At 72.4% G+C, this 21,240-nt stretch carries 22 protein-coding genes; 14 read left to right on the forward strand and 8 right to left on the reverse strand.

The features are described 5' to 3' along the window. Window positions 1-156 precede the first annotated feature (156 nt). Window positions 157-1,782 (forward strand): malate synthase A, encoded by a 1,626-nt coding sequence (aceB, locus tag BN159_RS10055; RefSeq protein ID WP_015656845.1) that lies wholly within the window; start codon window positions 157-159, stop codon window positions 1,780-1,782. A 3-nt stretch (window positions 1,783-1,785) separates the two neighbouring features. On the opposite strand, the gene BN159_RS10060 is transcribed toward aceB, so the two are convergent. From BN159_RS10060 to BN159_RS10070, 3 genes are read right to left on the reverse strand one after another with little or no spacing between them, the layout of a single operon-like run. Beyond that, a complete protein-coding gene (locus BN159_RS10060) occupies window positions 1,786-2,064 on the reverse strand; it encodes a SelT/SelW/SelH family protein (protein ID WP_015656846.1) in 279 nt (92 codons plus the stop codon). After that, a complete protein-coding gene (locus BN159_RS10065) occupies window positions 2,061-2,975 on the reverse strand; it encodes a HipA family kinase (RefSeq protein WP_041819040.1) in 915 nt (304 codons plus the stop codon). Before BN159_RS10065 ends, BN159_RS10060 begins: the two co-directional genes overlap by 4 nt. A 15-nt stretch (window positions 2,976-2,990) precedes the next feature. Then, complete coding sequence (locus tag BN159_RS10070) at window positions 2,991-4,478, reverse strand: IucA/IucC family protein (RefSeq protein ID WP_193384325.1); 1,488 nt, start codon at window positions 4,476-4,478, stop codon at window positions 2,991-2,993. Window positions 4,479-4,589: 111 nt separating this feature from the next. On the opposite strand from BN159_RS10070, the gene BN159_RS10075 reads away from it, so the two are divergent. The 3 genes from BN159_RS10075 (at window position 4,590) to BN159_RS10085 (ending at window position 8,233) form a co-directional block, all read left to right on the forward strand. After that, window positions 4,590-6,131, forward strand: coding sequence for an IucA/IucC family protein (locus tag BN159_RS10075; protein ID WP_015656849.1), 1,542 nt, complete (start codon window positions 4,590-4,592; stop codon window positions 6,129-6,131). Between the two features lie 66 nt (window positions 6,132-6,197). Next, window positions 6,198-7,463 carry a VWA domain-containing protein gene (locus BN159_RS10080; RefSeq protein ID WP_015656850.1) on the forward strand — a complete coding sequence of 422 codons (1,266 nt, stop codon included), beginning with the start codon at window positions 6,198-6,200 and terminating at the stop codon, window positions 7,461-7,463. Then, the gene (locus tag BN159_RS10085; RefSeq protein WP_015656851.1) at window positions 7,463-8,233 is read left to right on the forward strand and encodes a hypothetical protein; all 771 of its coding nucleotides are present in this window, start codon (window positions 7,463-7,465) and stop codon (window positions 8,231-8,233) included. The genes BN159_RS10080 and BN159_RS10085 overlap by 1 nt, the downstream gene beginning before the upstream one ends. A 50-nt stretch (window positions 8,234-8,283) precedes the next feature. Here the strand turns inward: BN159_RS10085 and BN159_RS10090 are convergent, their stop codons facing one another. Further along, window positions 8,284-8,910, reverse strand: coding sequence for a winged helix-turn-helix transcriptional regulator (locus BN159_RS10090; protein ID WP_041819042.1), 627 nt, complete (start codon window positions 8,908-8,910; stop codon window positions 8,284-8,286). A gap of 81 nt (window positions 8,911-8,991) precedes the next feature. Here BN159_RS10090 and BN159_RS10095 point away from each other — a divergent pair, with 81 nt between their 5' ends. The 5 genes from BN159_RS10095 (at window position 8,992) to BN159_RS10115 (ending at window position 12,655) form a co-directional block, all read left to right on the forward strand. Then, complete coding sequence (locus BN159_RS10095) at window positions 8,992-10,200, forward strand: pyridoxal phosphate-dependent aminotransferase (RefSeq protein ID WP_015656853.1); 1,209 nt, start codon at window positions 8,992-8,994, stop codon at window positions 10,198-10,200. 21 nt (window positions 10,201-10,221) lie between these two features. Then, window positions 10,222-10,758, forward strand: coding sequence for an HAD domain-containing protein (locus tag BN159_RS10100; protein WP_015656854.1), 537 nt, complete (start codon window positions 10,222-10,224; stop codon window positions 10,756-10,758). Window positions 10,759-10,901: 143 nt separating this feature from the next. Beyond that, window positions 10,902-11,501 (forward strand): histidine phosphatase family protein, encoded by a 600-nt coding sequence (locus BN159_RS10105; RefSeq protein WP_041819044.1) that lies wholly within the window; start codon window positions 10,902-10,904, stop codon window positions 11,499-11,501. Between the two features lie 40 nt (window positions 11,502-11,541). Next, window positions 11,542-12,177 (forward strand): hypothetical protein, encoded by a 636-nt coding sequence (locus BN159_RS10110; RefSeq protein WP_015656856.1) that lies wholly within the window; start codon window positions 11,542-11,544, stop codon window positions 12,175-12,177. Window positions 12,178-12,232: 55 nt separating this feature from the next. Then, window positions 12,233-12,655 (forward strand): acyl-CoA thioesterase, encoded by a 423-nt coding sequence (locus BN159_RS10115; protein WP_041819046.1) that lies wholly within the window; start codon window positions 12,233-12,235, stop codon window positions 12,653-12,655. Here the strand turns inward: BN159_RS10115 and BN159_RS10120 are convergent. Together BN159_RS10120 and BN159_RS10125 are read right to left on the reverse strand one after the other, a co-directional pair. Beyond that, the gene (locus tag BN159_RS10120) at window positions 12,610-13,944 is read right to left on the reverse strand and encodes a sensor histidine kinase (RefSeq protein WP_015656858.1); all 1,335 of its coding nucleotides are present in this window, start codon (window positions 13,942-13,944) and stop codon (window positions 12,610-12,612) included. The two genes, BN159_RS10115 and BN159_RS10120, sit on opposite strands and share 46 nt — an antisense overlap. After that, window positions 13,941-14,597: a response regulator transcription factor gene (locus tag BN159_RS10125; RefSeq protein WP_015656859.1), complete on the reverse strand. Its 657-nt coding sequence runs from the start codon at window positions 14,595-14,597 to the stop codon at window positions 13,941-13,943. The genes BN159_RS10120 and BN159_RS10125 overlap by 4 nt, the downstream gene beginning before the upstream one ends. 145 nt (window positions 14,598-14,742) lie before the next feature. Here BN159_RS10125 and BN159_RS10130 point away from each other — a divergent pair, with 145 nt between their 5' ends. The 4 genes from BN159_RS10130 to BN159_RS10145 are packed head-to-tail and all read left to right on the forward strand — an operon-like array spanning window position 14,743 to window position 18,362. Then, window positions 14,743-15,258, forward strand: coding sequence for a hypothetical protein (locus BN159_RS10130; protein ID WP_015656860.1), 516 nt, complete (start codon window positions 14,743-14,745; stop codon window positions 15,256-15,258). Beyond that, window positions 15,251-16,435 (forward strand): efflux RND transporter periplasmic adaptor subunit, encoded by a 1,185-nt coding sequence (locus BN159_RS10135; RefSeq protein WP_041819048.1) that lies wholly within the window; start codon window positions 15,251-15,253, stop codon window positions 16,433-16,435. Before BN159_RS10130 ends, BN159_RS10135 begins: the two co-directional genes overlap by 8 nt. Beyond that, the gene (locus BN159_RS10140; protein WP_015656862.1) at window positions 16,432-17,121 is read left to right on the forward strand and encodes an ABC transporter ATP-binding protein; all 690 of its coding nucleotides are present in this window, start codon (window positions 16,432-16,434) and stop codon (window positions 17,119-17,121) included. Before BN159_RS10135 ends, BN159_RS10140 begins: the two co-directional genes overlap by 4 nt. Next, a complete protein-coding gene (locus BN159_RS10145) occupies window positions 17,118-18,362 on the forward strand; it encodes an ABC transporter permease (RefSeq protein WP_015656863.1) in 1,245 nt (414 codons plus the stop codon). Before BN159_RS10140 ends, BN159_RS10145 begins: the two co-directional genes overlap by 4 nt. A gap of 15 nt (window positions 18,363-18,377) precedes the next feature. On the opposite strand, the gene BN159_RS10150 is transcribed toward BN159_RS10145, so the two are convergent. Continuing rightward, window positions 18,378-18,779 (reverse strand): winged helix-turn-helix transcriptional regulator, encoded by a 402-nt coding sequence (locus BN159_RS10150; protein WP_015656864.1) that lies wholly within the window; start codon window positions 18,777-18,779, stop codon window positions 18,378-18,380. Between the two features lie 100 nt (window positions 18,780-18,879). Here BN159_RS10150 and BN159_RS10155 point away from each other — a divergent pair, with 100 nt between their 5' ends. Beyond that, window positions 18,880-20,322, forward strand: coding sequence for an MFS transporter (locus BN159_RS10155; RefSeq protein ID WP_015656865.1), 1,443 nt, complete (start codon window positions 18,880-18,882; stop codon window positions 20,320-20,322). Here BN159_RS10155 and BN159_RS10160 read toward each other — a convergent pair. Further along, a complete protein-coding gene (locus tag BN159_RS10160) occupies window positions 20,315-21,160 on the reverse strand; it encodes an SDR family oxidoreductase (RefSeq protein WP_041819049.1) in 846 nt (281 codons plus the stop codon). The genes BN159_RS10155 and BN159_RS10160 overlap by 8 nt on opposite strands. Between the last annotated feature and the right edge of the window lie 80 nt (window positions 21,161-21,240).

Genomic DNA, 21,240 nt, shown 5'->3' on the forward strand with positions numbered 1-21,240 from the left:
TCGACTCAGAGAATCTCGATATCAACAAACCATTGAAGTTCCACGATGAGGAAACTACTATCCACTGTTCAGAAGCGTCCTGCCGCACAGCGGACGCTCTACGTTCCATGCGTGCCGCTTGGCACCCGGTGCCACCGCTGAAGGAAGTGACAGCTCATGTCCGCACCAGCGCCGTCCCCGCTGGCCATCGTCGACGCCGAGCCCCTGCCCCGGCAGGAGGAGGTACTCACCGACGCGGCCCTTGCCTTCGTGGCCGAGCTGCACCGTCGGTTCACGCCCCGGCGTGACGAGCTCCTCGCCCGCCGTGCCGAGCGCCGCGCCGAGATCGCCCGCACCTCCACGCTCGACTTCCTCCCGGAGACCGCCGCGATCCGCGCGGACGACTCCTGGAAGGTGGCCCCGGCCCCCGCCGCGCTGAACGACCGGCGGGTGGAGATCACCGGCCCCACCGACCGCAAGATGACCATCAACGCCCTCAACTCCGGCGCCCGGATCTGGCTCGCCGACTTCGAGGACGCCTCGGCGCCGACGTGGGAGAACGTCGTCCTCGGCCAGGTGAACATGGCCGACGCGTACACCCGGAACATCGACTTCACGGACGAGCGCACCGGCAAGTCCTACGCCCTGCGCCCGGCCGAGGAGCTGGCGACGGTCGTCATGCGCCCCCGCGGCTGGCACCTGAACGAGCGCCACCTCGTCGACGCCGACGGCACCCCGGTCCCCGGCGCCCTCGTCGACTTCGGCCTCTACTTCTTCCACAACGCCCAGCGTCTGCTCGACCTCGGCAAGGGCCCGTACTTCTACCTCCCGAAGACCGAGTCGCACCTGGAGGCCCGCCTCTGGAACGACGTGTTCGTCTTCGCGCAGGACTACGTCGGCATCCCGCAGGGCACCGTCCGCGCCACCGTGCTGATCGAGACGATCACCGCCGCCTACGAGATGGAGGAGATCCTCTACGAACTCCGCGACCACGCCTCCGGGTTGAACGCGGGCCGCTGGGACTACCTGTTCTCCATCGTCAAGAACTTCCGGGACGGCGGCCCCCGGTTCGTGCTGCCGGACCGCAACGCCGTGACGATGACCGCCCCGTTCATGCGGGCGTACACCGAACTCCTCGTCCGCACCTGCCACAAGCGCAGCGCGCACGCCATCGGCGGTATGGCGGCGTTCATCCCGTCCCGCCGGGACGAGGAGGTCAACAAGGTCGCGTTCGAGAAGGTGAAGGCGGACAAGGACCGGGAGGCGAACGACGGGTTCGACGGCTCCTGGGTCGCCCACCCCGACCTGGTGCCGATCGCGATGGCTTCCTTCGACGCCGTGCTGGGCGAGAAGCCGAACCAGAAGGACCGGCTGCGCGAGGACGTCGACGTCAAGGCCGAGGACCTCATCGCCGTCGACTCCCTCGCCGCCAAGCCGACGTACAACGGCCTGGTCAACGCCGTTCAGGTGGGCATCCGTTACATCGAGGCCTGGCTGCGCGGGCTCGGCGCGGTCGCCATCTTCAACCTCATGGAGGACGCGGCCACCGCCGAGATCTCCCGCTCCCAGATCTGGCAGTGGATCAACGCGGGCGTGCAGTTCGAGAACGGCGAGAAGGCCACGCCCGAGCTGGCCCGCAAGGTCGCCGCCGAGGAACTCCGGAACATCAGGGCCGAACTCGGCGACGAGGCCTTCGCGGCGGGCCACTGGCAGCAGGCCCACGATCTGCTGCTGGAGGTCTCGCTGGACGAGGACTACGCGGACTTCCTCACCCTGCCCGCGTACGAGCAGCTCAAGGGCTGAGGGTCAGGACGCCGGTTTCTCCGAGTGGCCCAGGGACTTCCCCGGGGCCACTCGGTCGCGTACGGCCTGCTTGACCGCCGTGGGCTCGGGAAAGCCCTGCTCCCGGCGGTCCCACACCACCTCGTCGTCCACGCGCACGACGAACACCCCGCCCTTGCCCGGTTTCAGGGCCAGTTCGGTCAGCTCCGCCTCGAAGGTGGTGAGCAGCTCCTGCGCCAGCCAGGCCGCGCGGGGCAGCCAGCGGCACTGGGTGCAGTACTCGATCTCTACCCGGCCACTCATCCGAGGTGCACCGACCAATCCTGTTCGGCCGCGGGCTTGCCGTGCAGGTCGGGGACCTGCTTGAGCCACGCGGGGCGTCCTTGCTGTGTCCTCGCCGCGCGCTGGGCCTCCTCGGCGGCGAGTTCCTCCCGGGTGGGGAAGTCGGTGGGCAGCCAGGACGCCGAGGCCCGCACGCGCGCGTGGAGGTAGCCGACGTACGCCTCGCGGGCCTGCTCGGCGGTGGCGAACCCGGGCTCGTCCAGCAGCCAGGCGTCCGGCACCTCGGCCGCGATCGCGCGCAGCAGTTCCTCGGTGACCTTGGGCGCCAGCTCGGCGTCGGCGGCGCGGGTGTCCGGGGTGGAGTGGCCGAGGGCGTGGTGGCGGAGGTCGTAGGCCTTCGCGGGGTCGGAGGTGTCCCAGCGGTGGTGGAAGACGAGGGCGGCGCCGTGGTCGATCAGCCACAGGCGCGGGGGCACGGTGCCCAGGGTGGGCCAGACCATCAGGTTGGAGCTGTGCACCGTGCGGTCGACGTTGACGGTGAGGGCGTCCAGCCAGATGATCCGGCCCGCCTCCAGGGGATCGACCGGGAAGCGCTGGGCGATCTCCGGCGTGAAGTCCTTCGCGCCCGGGAGGAAGTCCATCCCGAGGTTGACCCCGGCGCTGGCACTGTGGAGTTCCCGCACCTCCTGGTGGGGTTCGTCGTCCGCGATCGCCGGGTCGAAGTGCACCAGCACCAGCTCGGGGAAGCGCAGCCCGAGGGCCCGCGCCAGCTCCCCCACGATCACCTCGGCGACCAGCGCCTTGCGGCCCTGCGCGGAGCCGGTGAACTTGACGACGTACGTGCCGAGGTCGTCGGCCTCGACGACAGCGGGCACGGAGCCGCCCGACCGCAGGGGGGTCACGTATCGAACAGCAGTCACGTCGCGCAGCACACCGGCAAGGGTAGATCAGCGCAGCGGGTTGGGCAGAGGGCAATAACGGGCCGCGGCGCCGTCGGCCTCGGTCCAGCGCAGGAGGAGGTTGGTCTTGCCGGGGAGGGTGGGGGCCGTGAGGAGCGCCGGGATCTCGGGGAGGTCGTGGGCCGCGAGGGCGCGGCGTACGGCGGGCCAGGGGGCGAGGCCGGGCCGGCGCTCGGCGAGGGCCGCGCCCACCTCCCAGAGGTGGTTCACCACCAGGCAGTACACCAGCCGCTCCCACCCGGCGGCCCGGTCCACGTCCGCGAGCAGCTTCACGCCCTCGGCGTCCCGGAACAGCGCCTGCACCGGGGTGCCGGCCGGGTCTACGGCGACAAGGGTGTTCTGGAGGTGCGCTTCGAGGACGACGCCGTGCTCGGCGAAGGCCGTCAGGACGGGCGGTACGACTGCGTCGAGGTAGGCGTCCCACCAGGCCACCGGGTCCTCGGTGGTGTCGAGGGGGCTGCCCGGGAAGCCCTCCACCAGGCCCGCCGCGAGCAGCGGGGTCGCTCCGGGGCGCAGCCGGTCCCGGAATCCGTCGCGGACCAGAACGGCCAGTTCCTCGAACGCGAAGTCGGCCGTGCGGTAACCGCGGTCACTGAGCCAGGCGCCGGGGCCCGCCGCGAAGGCCCGGCCGACGGCCGCGTCGGTCCTGCGGAGCTTCAGCAGGTCGTGGCGCCACAGGCGGCGGATGTCGTTGGTGATGCGTACGTCCAGGCTGAACTTGAGGAACAGGTCGCGCTCGGGGGCGTAGACGGTGCGGATCGCGGCCGTCGGCCAGGTCTCGAATTCGGTGGTGCCCAGCCGGATCAGTCGGCCGTCGGCGAAGGCGGGGCCGAGGTCGGCCAGGTCGAGCTGCCAGGGGTGGGCGGGCAGCAGGCGGTAGCCGGGCGGTGCCTCGCCGAGGGCGTCCAGGGCGCGGGTGTCGCCCTCCTCCACGACCGTGTCCGCGCGCACCCCGAGCAGCACCAGCGGGAAGCGGGCGTACGCCTCCGGCGCGTACGGCAGCCAGCCCGCGACCGGGCCGCCGCCACGCGCCTTGGGCGCCGGGTGATGCGGATGCCCGGTGACGAGGGACTGCTCGGAGCGCTGATACGGGTCGGCGGGCGGGGTCGCGTCCGCCCGTGCGGTGAGCAGCGCGGCGACCGCGTCCCGGCTGTCGACGATCTCGGCGGGCAGTTCGTGATTGACCAGGCCGGTGTGGCGACGCAGCTCCTCGGCGACGAGTTTCACCAGCTCGGCGTGGCCGACGCGGACCCAGGCACCGTCCACGAGCAGTTCGGGCCCGGCCGGGCGCCGTTCGCCGCACACCCGGAGCAGTCGGCCGCTGGGCAGCCGGTGCGCCGGTGGCTCCCCGGGCCGCGCGATCGGTTCGGCCACCTCCCGCAGCAGGCAGTTGAGCAGGGGCGCCGCCGCAAGGGCGTCGGCGCGGTCCGCGACATCGGCGCGCCGGGCGGCGTCGGCGTCGGCGGGCGGGGGCATGAGGTCCACGCGCTTCACTCGTTCTCTACGGTCCGTTCGGGCGGAGAAGATCAGTATGTCTGCAAGTCACCGCCCGATCCGACGCCCTACTCGTACCCGAGGAGCCCGACCGTGCACCGTCCCTCCACCGCCGAGGCCGAGGTAGCGGCCGAGTTGGCCGATGTCCGCCCCGGCCTGGCCGCCCGGTACCAGGCCGAGCTGCCCGGTGCCCGGGCCGCCGTGCTGACCCGGCTGTGGCGGGCGCTGGCCCATGAGCCGCTGCCATGGATCACGGCTCGCGAGATCACCGGGGACGGCCTCACCCTGCGGCTTTCCGACGGCCGCCGATTGCACGGGCCGCGCGCGGACCCGTACGCCACCGCCGCGTACGTCACCGAGGTGCGCCTGGAGAAGGCGGCGTACGCCGATCCGGCGAGGCTGATGTTCGAGCTGGGCGTAGCGCGCGGTACCGGGTTCGTGGCCGAACTCGGGCACAGTGTCGCCTCGTTGGCGCTGTCGAGGGCCGGGCAGCAGCCGGTCGCCGCTTCGGATGCCTCGAAAGAGTGGCCGGTGCGGGACTGGGAGTGGGAGCAGCGGGTGGTCGACGGGCATCCGTACCACCCGGGCTGCCGTTCCCGGCCCGGGTTCTCGGTGGCCGAGCAGCTCGCCTACGGGCCCGAGCACCGGCCTCAGGTTGAGCTCGGCCTGTGGCCGGTACCGGCGGACGAGTGCCTGCTGACCGGTGACTGGCCGGACGAACTGCGGGACGGGGAACAGCTGTTGATCCCGGTGCATCCCTGGCAGGCGGCGCATGTGCTCAAGCGGGGTTGCGAGCGGGGCATCGGCGGCGCGCGTCCGCTGATGTCGCTGCGCACACTGGCGCTGCCCGGCGGGCCGCACGTCAAGACCGCGCTGAGCGCCCGGCTGACCTCGTCGGTGCGGGACATCTCGGGGTACTCCATCGCCCTGTCGGCGACGCTGTCCGCGTTCGCGGAGGCCCTGGCGGCGCGCACGGACGGCCTGTTGCACATCACCCGCACCCTGGGCGCGGCGACCGCGGACTCCCCCGATCTTGCGGCCGTACTGCGCGAGTCGCCGCAGGAGTACGCCGGTCCGGGCGAGCGCGTGGTGCCGGTGGCCGCGCTCGCCACCACCGAACTCACCTCCAGTCCGGCCTGGTTGGCGGCCTTCGCGCGACTTGCCCTCACCGTCGGGCTGCAACTCCTGGACCTGGGCGTGGCCCTGGAGGCGCACGGCCAGAACCTGCTGGTCGTCCTGGACGCCGAGGGCGCCCCGCGGCGGCTGGTCTACCGCGACCTCGCCGACATCCGGGTCAGCCCGGCCCGGCTCGCCCGGCACCGCGTCCCGGTCCCGGAGCTGACCGGACGGATCGTCACCGACGACGAGACCACCCTGCGCCGCAAGCTGTTCGGCTCGCTGGTGGCGGGCGCGCTCGCGGGTACGGCGGGTTCGGCGGCGGCACTCGGCGCGGCGCTGGAGACGGCCGTACGGGACCTGCCGGGCACGGCCGATCTCACCGTCCTGCGCGAAGAGCCGCTGCCCGCGAAGGCGTTGACGCTGATGCGGCTGTCGCCGCGGACGCCCGGGGACCAGTGGGCGCGGCTGCCCAACCCCCTGCTGCCCGACCCTCTGCCGCCCAACCCCTTGCGGTGAGCGTCCGATTTGCAGGCAATGCGCGGTCGTTTTGGAGCGGGACACCTCCGCCACTAGGATCCGCCGATGATCACAAGAACACGGCTGGCGGCGGGGGCCTGTGCCCTGCTCGCCGCGCTGACGGCGGGGCTGGCGTTCCCGGCCGGGGCGGCCGCCGGCGAACCCACGGGCGAGGACGCGCCGAAGGTGAACCTCGTCCTCGACGTGAGCGGCTCGATGCGGGCCCGGGACATCGACGGCCAGTCCCGGATGGCCGCCGCGAAGCAGGCGTTCAACGAGGTGCTCGACGCCACCCCCGAGGAGGTGGAACTGGGCATCCGCACGCTCGGCGCCAACTACCCGGGCGACAACCAGAAGACCGGCTGCAAGGACACCGCGCAGCTCTATCCGGTCGGCCCGCTGGACCGCACCGAGGCCAAGACGGCGGTGGCGACCCTCACGCCCACCGGCTGGACCCCGATCGGTCCCGCGCTGCTGAAGGCGGCCGACGACCTCGACGGCGGCACCGGCTCCAAGCGCATCGTGCTGATCAGCGACGGCGAGGACACCTGCGCCCCGCTGGACCCGTGCGAGGTGGCCCGGGAGATCGCCGCCAAGGGCATCGGGCTGACCATCGACACGCTCGGTCTGGTCCCGAACACCAAGATGCGGCAGCAGCTGAGCTGTATCGCGGAGGCGACCGGCGGCACCTACACCTCCGTGGAGCACACCGAGGAACTCAGCGACAAGGTCAACCAGTTGGTGGACCGGGCGGCCGACCCGGTGGTGACGCCGGTGGCGACCGAGGGCGCGGAGCGGTGCGCCGACGCGCCCACCCTGAAGTCCGGTCTGTACACCGACCGCGAGGAGTTCGGGCAGCAGCGCTGGTACCGGGTCGACGTGGAGCCCGGCCAGGAGCTGCGGGCCTCGCTGAGCGTGGCCGCCGACCGGGCGGTGAACCCCTCCTACGGGGTGCTGCTGCGGGCCGTGACCGTGCACGGGCGGGAGATCGTGCGCGGTGAGGCCGCGGGCAACGGCCGTACGGACGTGGTCTCGACGGGTGTGCGCTACCCGAAGGCGGAGAGCGACGACGAGGACGCCACGGCCGAGGCCGTGTGCCTCCAGGTCACGCACTCCTTCTCGGCGGCGTCGGGCGTGAAGACGACGCCCGGACTGCCGCTGGAGCTGACGATCGACGTCGTCGACGGTCCGTCGGGCTCCAGCGATGTGGCCTCCTTCGGCCTCGGGCGCGGCTGGTGGCTGCTGGGCGCGCTCATCCTGACCGGCTTCCTCGCCGGGATCGTCTGGGGCTGGCTGTCGCGCTGGCGGGTCGCGGTCTGGAGGACCAACTGATGCGGATCACACGTACGTTGACCGCCGCCCTGCTCATGCTGGGCCTCTCGGCGGCGCCCGCGCTGGCGGACGAGGAACCGAAGGACGACGTCCCCACCACGGCCGGCACCTCCTTCCGTACGGCGACGGAGATCGAGCAGGGCCAGGACGCCGGCGCGAGCGCCTCGGCGGGTGACTACCTGTACTGGTCGTTCCCGGCGGACGCCGGACAGCGCCCGACCGTCAAGGCGACGGTGAAGCTGCCCGAGACGCACGCCGCCGAGACCTGGCAGATCGACGTCTACGACGGACTGCGGCGCCGTCAGTCCTGCCAGTACGGCGCGCAGACCCGCACGGCCGCGGCGGACGCCCCGTCCGTGGAGTTGGCGTGCGTCCTGCGCACGGTGCGCGCCTGGTCGGAGCCGTGGGCCAACGACCCGCTGCCGGGCACGTACTACGTCCGGCTGACGGTGGTGAACCTCGCCACGGGCGACCTGGGTCTGCCGGTGAACGCCACGGTCCGGGTGGACTCCAAGGACATCGGCGGCGCGGCGGCGGTGGACGGTTCGCTGGGCGAGCCGCTGGTGCCGGGTGTCGCGGTGACGGCCGAGTCGGAGGAGTCCGAGGAGGACACTGCGGTGCTCTCCAGCCTCGACCCGGAGGACGGCTGGTCCTCCGGCTGGTGGTCCGACCGCTGGATATGGACCGCGGTGGGCGGTGCGCTGGCGGCGCTCGCGGGCGTCGGCGGCTATGCGCTGACGCGCGGTCCGGGGCGCCCGCCGGGCGTGTGATCCCTCGTTCGTCCCAGGGCCCGTCGCACTGCGGTGCGGCGGGCCCTTCGTCATCCCTCCCGCAGCGTCTTGGCGAGCGTCCCGTCGCCGGTGACGGTGATCCGCCCGGCGCGCACGGCGTCCGGCACGCTCAACTCCCCGCGCGCCACTGCCGTACAGGTGTCGGTGTCCAGCGCGAGCCGTGCGTCCGGTTCGGTGGGGGCGGGGCCGTCGCCGTAGACGGGACCGTCCTCGGTGCCGACGTACAGATGGAACTCCCCCTCCTCCAGCCGCACTTCGACCAGCCCCTCCCCCTCCAGGACCCTCAGCAGCGGCAGCGCGAACCAGTGGGCGCGGACCGCGTCGGTCGGGCGGCGCTCGCCCAGCTCGGGCCGGCCCCAGGTGCCGAGCGCCTGGAGGACCGGGAGCAACTCCCGTCCGCGCGTGGTGAGTTCGTAGACGTAGGCCGCGCCGGGCGGGGGCAGTCGGCGTCGGGTCGTCAGACCGTCCCGTTCCATGTCCTTCAGCCGTGAGGCCAGTACGTCGGTGCTCACGCCCGGCAGATCCGCGTGCAGGTCGGTGTAGCGGCGCGGCCCGGCCAGCAGTTCACGGACGATCAGCAGGGTCCAGCGGTCGCCGACGACGTCGAGCGCGCGGGCGGCGGAACAGTACTGGTCGTAGCTTCGGCGTGGTGACATGGGACGCAGTCTAGACATGTCATTGGACTTTCCAAGCACTAACTTGGTAAAACCAAGCAACACCAGATACTGGAGGGGCGCATGGAGTTCCGGCAGTCGAACAAGCTCAGCGAGGTCTGTTACGAGATCCGCGGCCCGGTGATCGAGCACGCCGACGCGCTGGAGAAGGCCGGCCACAGCGTCCTGCGCCTGAACACCGGCAACCCCGCGCTGTTCGGCTTCGAGGCGCCGGAGGAGATCCTCCAGGACATGATCCGGATGCTCCCGCAGGCGCACGGCTACACCGACTCCCGGGGCGTCCTCTCCGCGCGCCGGGCCGTCGCGGGGCGCTACCAGAACCTGGGCCTCGAGGTGGACGTCGACGACGTCTTCCTCGGCAACGGCATCTCCGAGCTGATCTCGATGGCCGTGACCGCGCTGGTCGAGGACGGCGACGAGATCCTCATCCCGGCCCCCGACTTCCCCCTCTGGACGGCCGTCACCACGCTCGCGGGCGGCAAGCCGGTGCACTACCTCTGCGACGAACAGGCCGACTGGTACCCGGACCTGGAGGACATGGCGTCGAAGATCACGGACCGCACCAAGGCCGTGGTCATCATCAACCCGAACAACCCCACGGGCGCCGTCTACCCCAAGGAGATCATCGAGGGCATCCTCGACCTCGCCCGCCGGCACGGCCTGATGGTCTTCGCGGACGAGATCTACGACCAGATCCTCTACGACGACGCGGTCCACCACTCGGTCGCGGCGCTGGCCCCCGACCTGGTCGTCCTGACCTTCTGCGGCCTGTCGAAGACCTACCGGGTGGCGGGCTTCCGCTCGGGCTGGCTGGTCGTCACCGGCCCGAAACAGCACGCCCGGAACTACCTGGAGGGCCTGACCATGCTGGCCTCCATGCGGCTGTGCGCCAACGCGCCCGCGCAGTACGCCATCCAGGCCGCGCTGGGCGGCCGCCAGTCAATCACCGAGCTGACCGCGCCGGGCGGACGCCTGCACGAACAGCGGAACGTGGCCTGGGAGAAGCTCAACGAGATCCCCGGGGTGTCGTGCGTGAAGCCGAAGGGCTCCCTGTACGCGTTCCCCCGACTGGACCCCAAGGTCCACAAGATCCACGACGACGAGAAGTTCGTCCTGGACCTGCTCCTGCGGGAGAAGATCCAGGTCGTCCAGGGCACCGGCTTCAACTGGCCCACCCCCGACCACTTCCGCATCCTCACCCTCCCGCACGCCGAGGACCTGGAGGCGGCGATCGGCCGGATCGGGCGGTTCCTGGGCGGGTACCGGCAGTAGCGGACGGGTAGGTCGTCGGCCATGAGCGAGCGCCCCCTGCTACTCCTCGACGTCGACGGCCCCCTCAACCCGTTCCGCGCCGTCTACGCCCGGCACCGCGGCTATGTGACGCGTCGGCTGCACCCCGCGAACTGGTCGGCCCGGCAGACCCCGGGGTCGCGGCGGCTGCGCAGGGGCCTGCGGGTACGGCTGCATCCGGGACACGGGCCGCGGCTGCTCGCCCTGCCCTACGAACTGGCCTGGGCGACCACCTGGATGCACGAGGCCAACGAGATGATCGCGCCGGCCATCGGGCTGCCCGGGGACCTGCCGGTCATCGAGTTCACGGACCTGTTCGCCCCGGACCCCGAGGGGCTGTACTGGAAGACCCGGCAGGTCGTGGCGTGGGCGGCGGGGCGGCCGTTCGTGTGGGTGGACGACATGGTCACCGATCACGACGTACGGCATGTGCACCAGCACCACACCGGGCCCGCCCTGCTGCTGCGGATCGATCCGCGCCGGGGGCTCGGGGAGGCGGAGTTCGGGCGGTTGGAGCGGTGGGCCCAGGGCCTGCCGTGAAATTCCCGTCGCCCGCCCGGAGGGCGGGCCGCGCGGCGGCGATGGGGGTGCCCCCGCGCGAGCCGGGCGAAGCCTGTTCGAGCATGCGCGTCAGGCGTCGCGCGGCAGGCGGGAATTTCACGGCAGGCCCTAGCCTGTGACGTATGGGTGATCTTCTGTTGGTGCGGCATGGGGAGACCGCGTGGTCGCGGTCGGGGCGGCATACCGGGTCCACCGATGTGCCGTTGACCGAGCAAGGGCGTGCGGAGGCTCGGGGGCTTGTGCCGTTGATTCGGTCGCATCGGATCGGGGCCGCGTTCGTCAGTCCGCTTCAGCGGGCTCGGGAGACCGCCGAGCTGATCGGGCTCACCTCGATGCGGATCGATCCGGATCTGCGGGAGTGGGACTACGGCGGCTACGAAGGCGTCACCACGGTCGAGATCCAGCGGGAGCGGCCCGGCTGGTTCCTGTTCAGCGACGGGGTCGCGCCGGGGCCGCCGGAGCATCCCGGGGAGAGCCCGGCGCAGGTCGGGGAGCGCGCGGATCGGATGCTCGCCAAGGTGGACGCCGCGCTCGCCAACACCGAGGGGGTGGTGGTTCTGGTGGCGCACGGTCACTTTCTGCGGGTGCTGACCGCACGGCGGCTCGGGCTGCCGCCGGCGGACGGCGCGCTGTTCCAGCTCGCCACCGGGAGCGTGTGCCGGCTGAGTACCGAGCACGGGCGGCCGGTGATCGCCGGGTGGAATGTCAGACCCGGGTCGTAGCCTTCGAAGCGGTGGGGACACCGTGGGAAGGGAGCACGCCGTGACACGACCGCCGACCGCCGCACAACGGCGTGTGATCGACGCCGCCGACCCGGTCACCGGGCGGCTCAACGGTACGGAGACCCAGCTCGCGGCGCTGGTGAAGCGCGGGCTCGCCTTCCGCCACCCGCGTCCGCCGCACGCCCACTTCCTCACTCCGGCGGGCCATCGCATACGGGAGGCGGCGGGCGATCTCGATACGGCCGTGCCCGAGCCCGCCGCCACGACGACGACCGGAGTGTTCGCCGCGCGCATCGGCGGCGAGGAGGAGCCGCCGCCCGCCGGTCCAGGCCGGGTGCGTGAGGTGCGCAGCGCCTGGGAGGGCCTGGTGGAGCTGCGCCGGATGACCAATCCGGACGGGGCCACGGACCGGCCGTGCGGCTGGGAGCGTACGCATCTGGTGCAGGCCGCGGCCCTGGCGCTGGAGGCAGCCGGACATCCGCCCGCCGGGCCCGACGGCGACGGGTATCGGGTGCGCGCGACCCCGCAGCCGGAGGCTGTCGCCGTCCACGTGCCCGGTACGGATGCGTTGCGCGGCTGCGCGGTGACCCTGGAGAAGGCGGGGTGGCAGGTGGGCGAGCACTCCGAGCCCCGAACACGTGAGCGCTATCTCCTGGCTTCTCCGCGACGGATGTAGAGGGCACATGTCAGGATCGGAGCGACCGAGAAGCATGGCACGCGAAAGGGAAGCCGTGACCGAGCCGTTTTCCGTACCGGTGACCGTCCGTGGATACGAGACGGATGTGCAGGGGCACCTCAACCAGGCCGTCTACCTCAACTACGCGGAGCACGCACGCTGGTCGCTGCTGCGGGCCGCGGGTATCACCCAGGCCGGGCTGATCGGCAAGGGCGTGGGCCCGGTCGCCCTGGAGACGACGATCCGCTACCGGCGCGAACTGCTCGCCGGTGACGAGGTCGAGGTGACCTGCGCCTTCGACTGGAGCGGGGGCAAGACGTTCCGCATGGAGCAGACGATCCGCAAGGCGGACGGGACCGTGGCGGCCGAGATCACTGCGGTCGGCGGGCTGTTGGACCTCACGGCACGCAAGCTGATCGCCGATCCGCAGGACTACTTCAAGGAGTTGGCGACCGACCCGAGCCTGTTCGGGCTCTGATCCGCCGTAATCGACGTATCCCCCGCGATCGACGTATCCCGCGGGAGTGTCACCGTCACCGTCAGGCCCCCGACCTCTCGGGGCACCGCGGACACCTCCCCGTGGTGGGCGTGGGCGATGGCCCGCACGATGGACAGGCCGAGGCCCGCGCCCTTGCCGGTGACCACCCGGTCGGCGCCCAGCCGCCGGAACGGCTCGAAGAGGAACGGCACTTCGTACGGCGGCACCGGCGGCCCGGTGTTGCTGACCTCCAGCTCCACCCGTTCCGCGTCCGGTGCCCGGGTCACCACCCGGACCCAGCCGCCGTCGCCGCTGTTGTGCCGTACGCCGTTCTCGACGAGGTTGTGCACCAGCCGCTCCAGCAGCAGCGCGTCGCCGAGCGTGGTCGCCTCGGCGGACTCGTCGTGCACGGCGGTCCCGGCCAGGTCCGCCTCCGCCGCGCCCTGGTCCACCACATGGGCCACCACGTCCGCCAGGTCCACGGGCAGCCGCTCGGCGATCTCGTGCTCGGAGCGCGCGAGCAGCAGCAGACCGCTGATCAGCCGTTCGTGCCGGGCGTTGATCTCCAGCAGGTTCTCGCCGAGTTGCTGCACGTCCGCCGAGGCCGTGGGCCGGTGCATGGCCATCTCGACCAGGGCGCGGCCCAGGGTCAGGGGTGTGCGCAGTTCGTGCGAGGCGTTGGCGACGAAGCGGCGCTGCCCGTCGAAGGAGCGGTCGAGCCGTTCCACCATCGTGTCGAAGGTGTCGGCGAGATCCTTGACCTCGTCGTCGGGGCCGCGCAGCGCGATGCGTTCGTGCAGTCCGCGGTCTGCGGCGGGGGCGCCGGCGATCCGGCGCGCGGTGTCGGTGACCCGGTGCAGCGGCGCCAGGACCCGCCCGGCGAGCAGCCAGCCGAGCCCGGCCGCCGCGCAGCCGGCGACACCGAGCGCGATGCCGCCCTGGGTGAGCAGGGAGGTGGTGGCCTCGTCGCGCCAATGGTCGCGCTGCTTCTCCATCCACTGGTCCAGGTCGACGCCGGGCGGTGGGGTGGTCAGGCCGGGCCCTCCGCCGACCACCGTGCGGGCCTCCTCCTGAGGGGCGTCACTCGGGGACCGGGGCGCGTCGCTCGAGGACGGCGTGGGGTCCCCGGTCGGGTGCGTCCGGGACACCACCTTCGTGCTCGCGCCGCCCAGTTGCTGGCCGAGGAGCGCGTAGGTGACGCCGAGAAGAACCACACCACCGACCAGGAACAGGCCGCCGTAGGTCAGGGTGAGGCGGGCCCGCAGGGAGATACGGCGCGGGCGGCTCACGGGATGCGGTACCCGACGCCGGTCACGGTCTGCACCACCGGTGGATCGCCCAGCTTGCGGCGGAGTTTGAGGACCGCGAGCCGGACCGCGCCGGTGAACGGGTCGGCGTTCTCGTCCCACGCCTTCTCCAGCAACTGTTCCGCCGAGACGGCGGCCCCGTCGGCCCGCAGCAGCTCCGCCAGCACGGCGAACTCCTTCTTGGACAGCGGGACATAGCGACTGTCCCGGAAGACCTCTCCGCGGGCCGGGTCGAGAGTGAGCCCGGCCCGGCACAGTACGGGCGGCGCGGCGGGCCGGGAGCGGCGGCCGAGCGCCAGGACGCGGGCGGCCAGTTCGGGGAAGGCGAAGGGCTTGACGAGATAGTCGTCGGCGCCGAGGGCGAGGCCGCGCACCCGGTCGGTGACCTCGGCGGCGGCGGTCAGCATCAGGACGCGGGTGGGGGACGCCGAGGCGACGACCGCGCGGCACACGTCGTCGCCGTGCACGACCGGCAGGTCCCGGTCCAGGACGACCACGTCGTAGTCGACGACACCGACCCGTTCCAGCGCGGCGGCGCCGTCGTACGCGAGGTCGACGGCATGGGCCTGGCCGCGCAGCCACTCGGCGACGGCGTCGGCCAGCATCGGTTCGTCCTCGACCACCAGGACCCGCATCCAGGTCACCCCTTCCCTCGGCGCACAGGTTGCCGGAGCGTGCGTTTCCTGCGCGTAAGGCCGGGCTTGGAACGGGCTTGGAAACGGTGGGGAAACGGCCCGCCCGCTTCGCTTCGTGCCGGAGATCCCGACACGAGGAGACGAAGTGACCCGGACAAGGACCGGCGGTGCCCGCGCGGCGGCGCTGCTGCTGACGCTCGCGCTGGCCGTCGTCGGCTGCGGCTCGGACGGCGACAGCGACAGCGACAAGGCGGCGGATCTGGCTGCCGAGGCGAACGCCCAGGACGAGATGGCCGTGAAGTTCGCCGAATGCCTGGGCGAGCACGGGGTGAACGTGGAGACCGGTGAGGGCGGCGGCATCCGTATCACCGGGCAGGTGCCCAAGGAGAAGGTCGACGCGGCCATGGAGGCCTGCCGCGAGTACAGCCCCATGCAGAACGGGGGAAGCCCCGATCCGCAGGCCGAGGAGCGGATGCGGAAGATGGCGCAGTGCATGCGCGACAACGGCGTCGAGGACTTCCCCGACCCGGAGCCGGGCCGCGGCATCCAGCTCGACCGGGGTGTGGCGGAGGACCCGGATTTCGAGCAGGCGCAGAAGGAGTGCGACAAGTACGCCCCCTCGGGCAGCCGCCGGTCCACGGATACCCAGGGCGATGACTGAGGCGATGAGCATGACGGACGAGGAGACGCCCACCGAGGATTCGCCCGCTGGCGAGGCCCTTACCGGGCAGCCCGATCCCACCGAGGTGCCGGGCCCGCGCCGCCGACGCCGTGGACTGCGCCTGCTCACGGCGCTCGGCGTGCTCGCCGCCGTGGGCGGGGCCGCGGCCGCCGGAGCCGGGCTCCGGGACGACGGATCCGGTACGGCGTCCGAGGAGCGGCGCCCGCCCGCCACCGCCGAGGTGACCCGACAGACGCTCCAGGACAGCCGTACCGAGGACGGCGAACTCGGCTACGGGAGCTCCACCACCGCGAGCAGCCGCGTCCCGGGCACGGTCACCCGGCTGCCGGACGCCGGGGAGCGGATCACCCGGGGCGAGGCGCTGTACCGCGTGGACGACGAGCCGGTGGTGCTGCTGTACGGCGCGGTCCCGGCGTACCGGGAGCTGAAGCCGGGCGCCGAGGGCCGGGACGTGGAGCAGTTGGAGCGCAACCTCAAGGCTCTCGGCCACGACGGCTTCACGGTGGACGACACCTACACGGAGGCCACCGCCGAGGCCGTACGGCAGTGGCAGGAGGACCTGGGCCTGGCGGAGACCGGGACGGTGGCGCCGGGCCGGGTGGTGTTCGCGCCGGCCGCCGTACGGGTCGACGCCCTGGACACCGAGGAGGGCGCCGCCACCGCCCCGGGCCAGAAGATCCTGTCGTACACGGCGACCGCCCAGGCCGTCACCGTCGAACTCGACACCGCCGACCGGCGGTTGGCCGAGCCGGGCACGAAGGTGGGCGTGGAGCTGCCGGACGGCACCCGCGTGGACGGCCGGGTCTCCGAGGTGATGACCGAGGTCGATCCCGGCAGCGGTGCCGCCGACGACGGCCCGACGACCGTGGTGAAGGTGATCGTCGCGCTGGACGGGACGAAGGCGCAGAAGGCGGCTGCCTCCTACGTACTGGCGTCGGTGGACGTGGAGTTCACGGCCGGGGAACGCGAGGACGTGCTGACCGTTCCGGTCGCGGCGCTGGTGGCGCTGGACCGGGGCGGGTTCGGTGTGGAGGTGGTCGCGGCGGACGGCGGCACCTCGTACGTCCCTGTGGAGACGGGCCTGTTCGCGGACGGGCGGGTGGAGATCAGCGGTGACGGAATCGCGGCGGGTACGACGGTGGGGATGCCCGCATGATCGAGCTCACCGAGGTCACCAAGGTCTATCCGGGCGGCGTCACCGCGCTCGCCGGGGTGTCGCTGACCGTGGCGCGCGGCGAACTCGTCGCCGTGGTCGGGCCGTCCGGGTCCGGCAAGTCGACGATGCTGCACATGCTGGGCACCCTGGACCGGCCCACGTCGGGCCGGGTGCGGATCGACGGACACGACGCGAACTCGCTCTCGGACGCGCGGCTTTCGGCGCTGCGTGCGCGGCGGATCGGGTTCGTGTTCCAGCAGTTCCATCTGACGGCGGGGGCGTCCGCACTGCGGAACGTGGCGGACGGGCTGCTGTACTCCGGTCTGCGCCCGGCCGAGCGGCGGTCCCGGGCGACGGCGGCGCTGCGCCGGGTGGGCCTCGGCCACCGGCTGCACCACGCGCCGCACGAACTGTCCGGCGGGGAGCGGCAGCGCGTGGCCGTCGCCCGCGCCGTGGCCGGTGAGCCACCGCTGCTGCTGGCGGACGAGCCGACGGGGGCGCTCGACACCGCGTCCGGGGCGGGGGTGATGGCGCTGCTGCGGGAGCTCAACGCGGCCGGGACCACGGTGGTGATCATCACGCACGACCAGGAGATCGCCGCGTCGCTGCCCCGGCAGGTACGGATGCGGGACGGCCGACTGGTCGTGGACTCGGCGGTCCGCACGACGGCGGGAGCGGCGCGATGACGGCGACGATCCCCGGCCCTACGACGCCGACGGTCCCGGCGCCCGAGGTGCTGCGCCCGGCCCGATTGCGTCCCGCCGACATGGTCCGGGTCGGCGCGGTCGGTCTGCGGACCCGTCCGCTGCGGGCCTTCCTCTCGGCGCTGGGCATCGCGATCGGGATCGCCGCGATGGTGGCCGTCGTCGGGATCTCGGCGTCCTCGCGGGCCGATCTGGACCGGGTGCTGGCGGCGCTCGGCACCAATCTGCTCACGGTCTCCCCCGGCTCCACGCTCACCGGCGGGCAGTCCCAACTGCCGTCCACCGCCGAGCGGATGGTGGCCGGGATCGAGGGGGTGGAGTCGGTGTCGGCGGTCGGCAAGGTGGCGGACGCGAAGGTGTACCGCACGGACCGGATACCCGAGGTCGAGACGAACGGTCTGTCCACCTACGCGGCCCGTACGTCACTCCGCTCGGCCACCGGTGTGGAACTCGCCGACGGCGCCTGGCTGAACGCGGCCACCGCCCGCTACCCCGCCGTGGTGCTGGGTGCGGCGGCGGCCGACCGGCTGGGGGTGAGCCATGCGGGCGAGGACACCCGGGTACTGGTCGGCGGACGCTGGTTCACGGTCGTAGGGATCCTCGAACGCGCTGCCCTTGCACCCGAGTTGGACTCGGCCGCCCTGATCGGCTGGCCGGTGGCGGAGCGGGAGCTGGGTTTCGACGGACGGGCGACGACCGTGTACACGCGCTCGGCGGAGCCGAGCGTGGAGTCGGTGCGGGAGGTGCTCGGGGCCACCGCCAACCCCCAGGCGCCGAGCGAGGTCGAGGTCTCCCGGCCCTCGGACGCACTGGTGGCGCAGCGCGCGGCGGGCGAGGCCTTCACCGGGCTGCTGCTGGGCCTGGGCGCGGTGGCGCTGCTGGTCGGCGGGGTGGGCGTGGCCAACACGATGGTGATCTCGGTACTGGAACGCCGCGCCGAGATCGGCCTGCGCCGCTCCCTGGGGGCGACACGCGGCCAGATCCGGGGCCAGTTCCTCGCCGAGTCCCTGCTGTTGTCAGCACTCGGCGGGGCGGGTGGAGCCGTACTCGGCCTGGCGGTGACCGCCGGCTACGCCCTGTACCAGGGCTGGCCGACGGCCGTACCGGCCTGGGCGCTGGCGGGCGGCGTGGCGGCAACGCTGCTGATCGGCGGGTTGGCCGGGCTGTACCCGGCACTGCGCGCGGCCAGGCTGTCGCCGACGGAGGCGTTGGCGACACCGTGAGCGGGTACGGGCGGTCTACACGTCAGCGAGTTCCGGCTCGTGTGCGGTGTCGTAGGCCGCCCGTGCCTCCGCGATGTACACCCGGTTGCGCTCCGCCCAGTCGGTCAGGCGTTGCAGGGTCTCGTGCAACTCGCGGGCCTGTGGGGTGAGTTCGTACTCCACCTTCGGCGGGACCGTCGGGTGCACGGTGCGGGTGACGAGGCCGTCGCGCTCCAGGTTGCGCAGGGTGAGGGTGAGCATGCGGCGGCTGATGCCCTCGATGCCGCGCTCCAGTTCCGTGAAGCGGATGGGGCCGTGGGCGGCGGCGACCAGGATCTGCACGCTCCATTTTCCGGCGACCCTGTCAAGAACTTCCCGGACGGGGCAGGCGTGCGCGTTCACGACCTGCGGGGTAACACCGGTGTTCCTCTGGGACATCGAACTGCCTCCTTACGCCGACCTCCATGGTTCCGCACGATGTTCCCCGTTACAAGTCGTGCACCTTTGGAACCTGGAAGTACACGGAGGCGATGCCGCCATGACGGCCATCATCGGATCCCCCACGCGGGCGACGCAACGCACCTACTCCCGCTGGGCGTCCCTTGTCATCCTCTGCGCCGGGGCGCTGATGACCATCCTGGACGGCAACATCGTGACCGTGGCGATGCCGGCCATCCAGAGCGACCTCGGCTTCTCCCCGTCGGGTCTCGCCTGGGTCGTGAACGCCTATCTCATCCCGTTCGGCGGGCTGTTGCTGCTGGCGGGGCGGCTCGGCGATCTCGTGGGCCGCAAGCGGATGTTCACGGCGGGGCTCGCCGTGTTCACACTGGCCTCGGTGCTGTGCGGGGTGGCGACCTCCCCGGGCGTGCTGATCGCCGCGCGGGCGCTGCAAGGCGTCGGCGGCGCGATGACCACCGCCGTGGTGCTCGGGATGCTGGTGTCGCTGTTCCCCGAGCCGCGTGAACAGGCCCGCGCCATCGCGGTGTTCAGCGCGGTGGGGGCGGCCGGCGGGGCGCTCGGCACGTTTCTCGGCGGGGCGCTGACCCAGGCGCTCGACTGGCACTGGATCTTCCTGATCAACCTGCCCATCGGGGTGGTGGCGTGGGTGGCCGCGGTGCGGGTGCTGGACCGCGAGCCGGGCGCCGGACTCGGCAAGGGCGCGGACTATCCGGGGGCGGCCCTGGTGACGGGCGCGCTGATGCTGACGGTGTACGTCATCGTCGGCTCGGGCGAACGCGACCTGTCCACCACACTCTCGCTGGCCCTGCTCGCCGTCACCCTGTTCCTGGCCTTCACCCTCCGCCAGGCCCGCACCGCCCGACCGCTGCTGCGCCTGCGCCTGTTCGCCTCCCGTCTCCTCGCCGGGGCGAACGCCGTACAGATCCTGATGATCGCGACCATGTACGGCTTCCAGTTCATCGGGGCGCTGTACCTCCAACGGGTCCTCGGCTACGGCGAGTTGCTCACCGGCACGGCCTTCCTGCCCGCGCCGGTGGTGATCGGCCTGCTGATGCTCGGCCTGTCGGCACGCACGATCGGACGGTACGGCGCCCACCGGGTGCTGCCGGCGGGTCTTGCCCTGATCACGGCGGGCATGGGCCTGCTGAGCCGGGCCCCGGCCGAGGGCTCGTACGCGCTGGACGTCCTCCCCGCGATGCTCCTGCTCTCGGTCGGCTTCGCGGCAGCGATGCCCGCACTGACGGGCCTGGCCATGTCCGGGGCACGCGAGGAGGACGCCGGCGCCGCGTCGGGACTGTTCAACACCACTCAGGTGGTGGGCGGTTCACTGGGTCTGGCGGTGCTCTCCGTACTGGCGGCCGGACGGACGGAACGGCTCCTCGGCGAGAGCACGGAGCTGGTGACGGCCACGGCAGAGGGATACCAACTCGCGTTCCGGGTCGCGACGGTCATCGCGGCGGCGGCGCTGGCCCTGGCGGCGGCGGTGCTCCGTCCCTCCCGCCCCGCCCGCTCCGCTACCTGAACGCCTCCCTGTGGTCCTCGGCCCACTCCCGGTACGTCCGGGCCCTCCGGCCCAGCACTTGCCGTACATCGTCCGTGATCACGTCGTTGCGACCGGCGCGGACATAGGAAGTCCCGGCCAGCACGCCCCGCATGTAGGGCTCCGGCATTCCGGAACCCTGGAGGTGGGAGCGGACTTGGTCCGCGGTGAGGTCGAGGCTGCGCACCGGGCGACCCAGGACGTCCGCCAGGACAGTCGCCTGGTCCGGGGCCGTGATCGGCTCCGGGCCCGTCAGGGTGTACGTACGGCCCGCATGGCGGGGGTCCAGCAGAGCCGCCACCGCCACCTCCGCCACGTCCCGCGGGTCGACCACCCCCTGGCGGCCGTCACCCGTCAGGTTCGGCACCGGTTCCCCCGACCGGATGGGATCCGCCCAGCTCAGGGTGTTCGAGGCGAACGTCGACGGCCGCAGGACCGTCCAGTCGGCTCCACCGGCGCGCAGGGCCTCCTCTCCCGGGACGTGCCAGGTGCCGCCGGGTCCCACCTCGGGGTCGCCGGTCCCGATCGCCGAGAGCTTCACCAGCCGGGACACCCCGGCTGCCCGCGCACGGGAGATCAGGTCCACGTCGGGGCGGGTGTCCGGACCCAGCACGGCCACCAGGAAGGCGGCCTTGGCTCCGGCCAGCGCCGAGTCGACGGACTCCGGGTCGAGGAAGTCGCCCCGCACCACCTCCACCCCCGGTGGCGTGTCGAGCCGCGACGGGTCCCGGGTCAGCGCCCGCACCTTCTCCCCGCGCGCCGCGAGCTGTCGTACCACTTCACTGCCGATGGTGCCCGTGGCACCGGTGACCAGGATCATGGGCACAGCGTGCCGGGACGCCCCGGCCCGGCTCTTGGAGATTCCGGCACGGTTCACCGGCCCGCTCGGGCCCGCCACCC

Source organism: Streptomyces davaonensis JCM 4913, from assembly GCF_000349325.1.
Taxonomy (GTDB): Bacteria; Actinomycetota; Actinomycetes; order Streptomycetales; family Streptomycetaceae; genus Streptomyces; species Streptomyces davaonensis.

Excerpts from the sequence above, each read along its gene's own strand:
- BN159_RS10150 (WP_015656864.1), bottom strand. The coding sequence starts at position 18,779 with ATGTCCCAGAGGAACACCGGTGTTACCCCGCAGGTCGTGAACGCGCAC.
- BN159_RS10095 (WP_015656853.1), top strand. The coding sequence starts at position 8,992 with ATGGAGTTCCGGCAGTCGAACAAGCTCAGCGAGGTCTGTTACGAGATC.
- BN159_RS10160 (WP_041819049.1), bottom strand. The coding sequence starts at position 21,160 with ATGATCCTGGTCACCGGTGCCACGGGCACCATCGGCAGTGAAGTGGTA.
- BN159_RS10090 (WP_041819042.1), bottom strand. The coding sequence starts at position 8,910 with ATGTCACCACGCCGAAGCTACGACCAGTACTGTTCCGCCGCCCGCGCG.
- BN159_RS10135 (WP_041819048.1), top strand. The coding sequence starts at position 15,251 with ATGACTGAGGCGATGAGCATGACGGACGAGGAGACGCCCACCGAGGAT.
- BN159_RS10080 (WP_015656850.1), top strand. The coding sequence starts at position 6,198 with ATGATCACAAGAACACGGCTGGCGGCGGGGGCCTGTGCCCTGCTCGCC.
- BN159_RS10155 (WP_015656865.1), top strand. The coding sequence starts at position 18,880 with ATGACGGCCATCATCGGATCCCCCACGCGGGCGACGCAACGCACCTAC.
- BN159_RS10085 (WP_015656851.1), top strand. The coding sequence starts at position 7,463 with ATGCGGATCACACGTACGTTGACCGCCGCCCTGCTCATGCTGGGCCTC.
- BN159_RS10060 (WP_015656846.1), bottom strand. The coding sequence starts at position 2,064 with ATGAGTGGCCGGGTAGAGATCGAGTACTGCACCCAGTGCCGCTGGCTG.
- BN159_RS10145 (WP_015656863.1), top strand. The coding sequence starts at position 17,118 with ATGACGGCGACGATCCCCGGCCCTACGACGCCGACGGTCCCGGCGCCC.
- BN159_RS10140 (WP_015656862.1), top strand. The coding sequence starts at position 16,432 with ATGATCGAGCTCACCGAGGTCACCAAGGTCTATCCGGGCGGCGTCACC.
- BN159_RS10070 (WP_193384325.1), bottom strand. The coding sequence starts at position 4,478 with ATGCCCCCGCCCGCCGACGCCGACGCCGCCCGGCGCGCCGATGTCGCG.
- BN159_RS10100 (WP_015656854.1), top strand. The coding sequence starts at position 10,222 with ATGAGCGAGCGCCCCCTGCTACTCCTCGACGTCGACGGCCCCCTCAAC.
- BN159_RS10125 (WP_015656859.1), bottom strand. The coding sequence starts at position 14,597 with ATGCGGGTCCTGGTGGTCGAGGACGAACCGATGCTGGCCGACGCCGTC.
- BN159_RS10105 (WP_041819044.1), top strand. The coding sequence starts at position 10,902 with ATGGGTGATCTTCTGTTGGTGCGGCATGGGGAGACCGCGTGGTCGCGG.
- aceB (WP_015656845.1), top strand. The coding sequence starts at position 157 with ATGTCCGCACCAGCGCCGTCCCCGCTGGCCATCGTCGACGCCGAGCCC.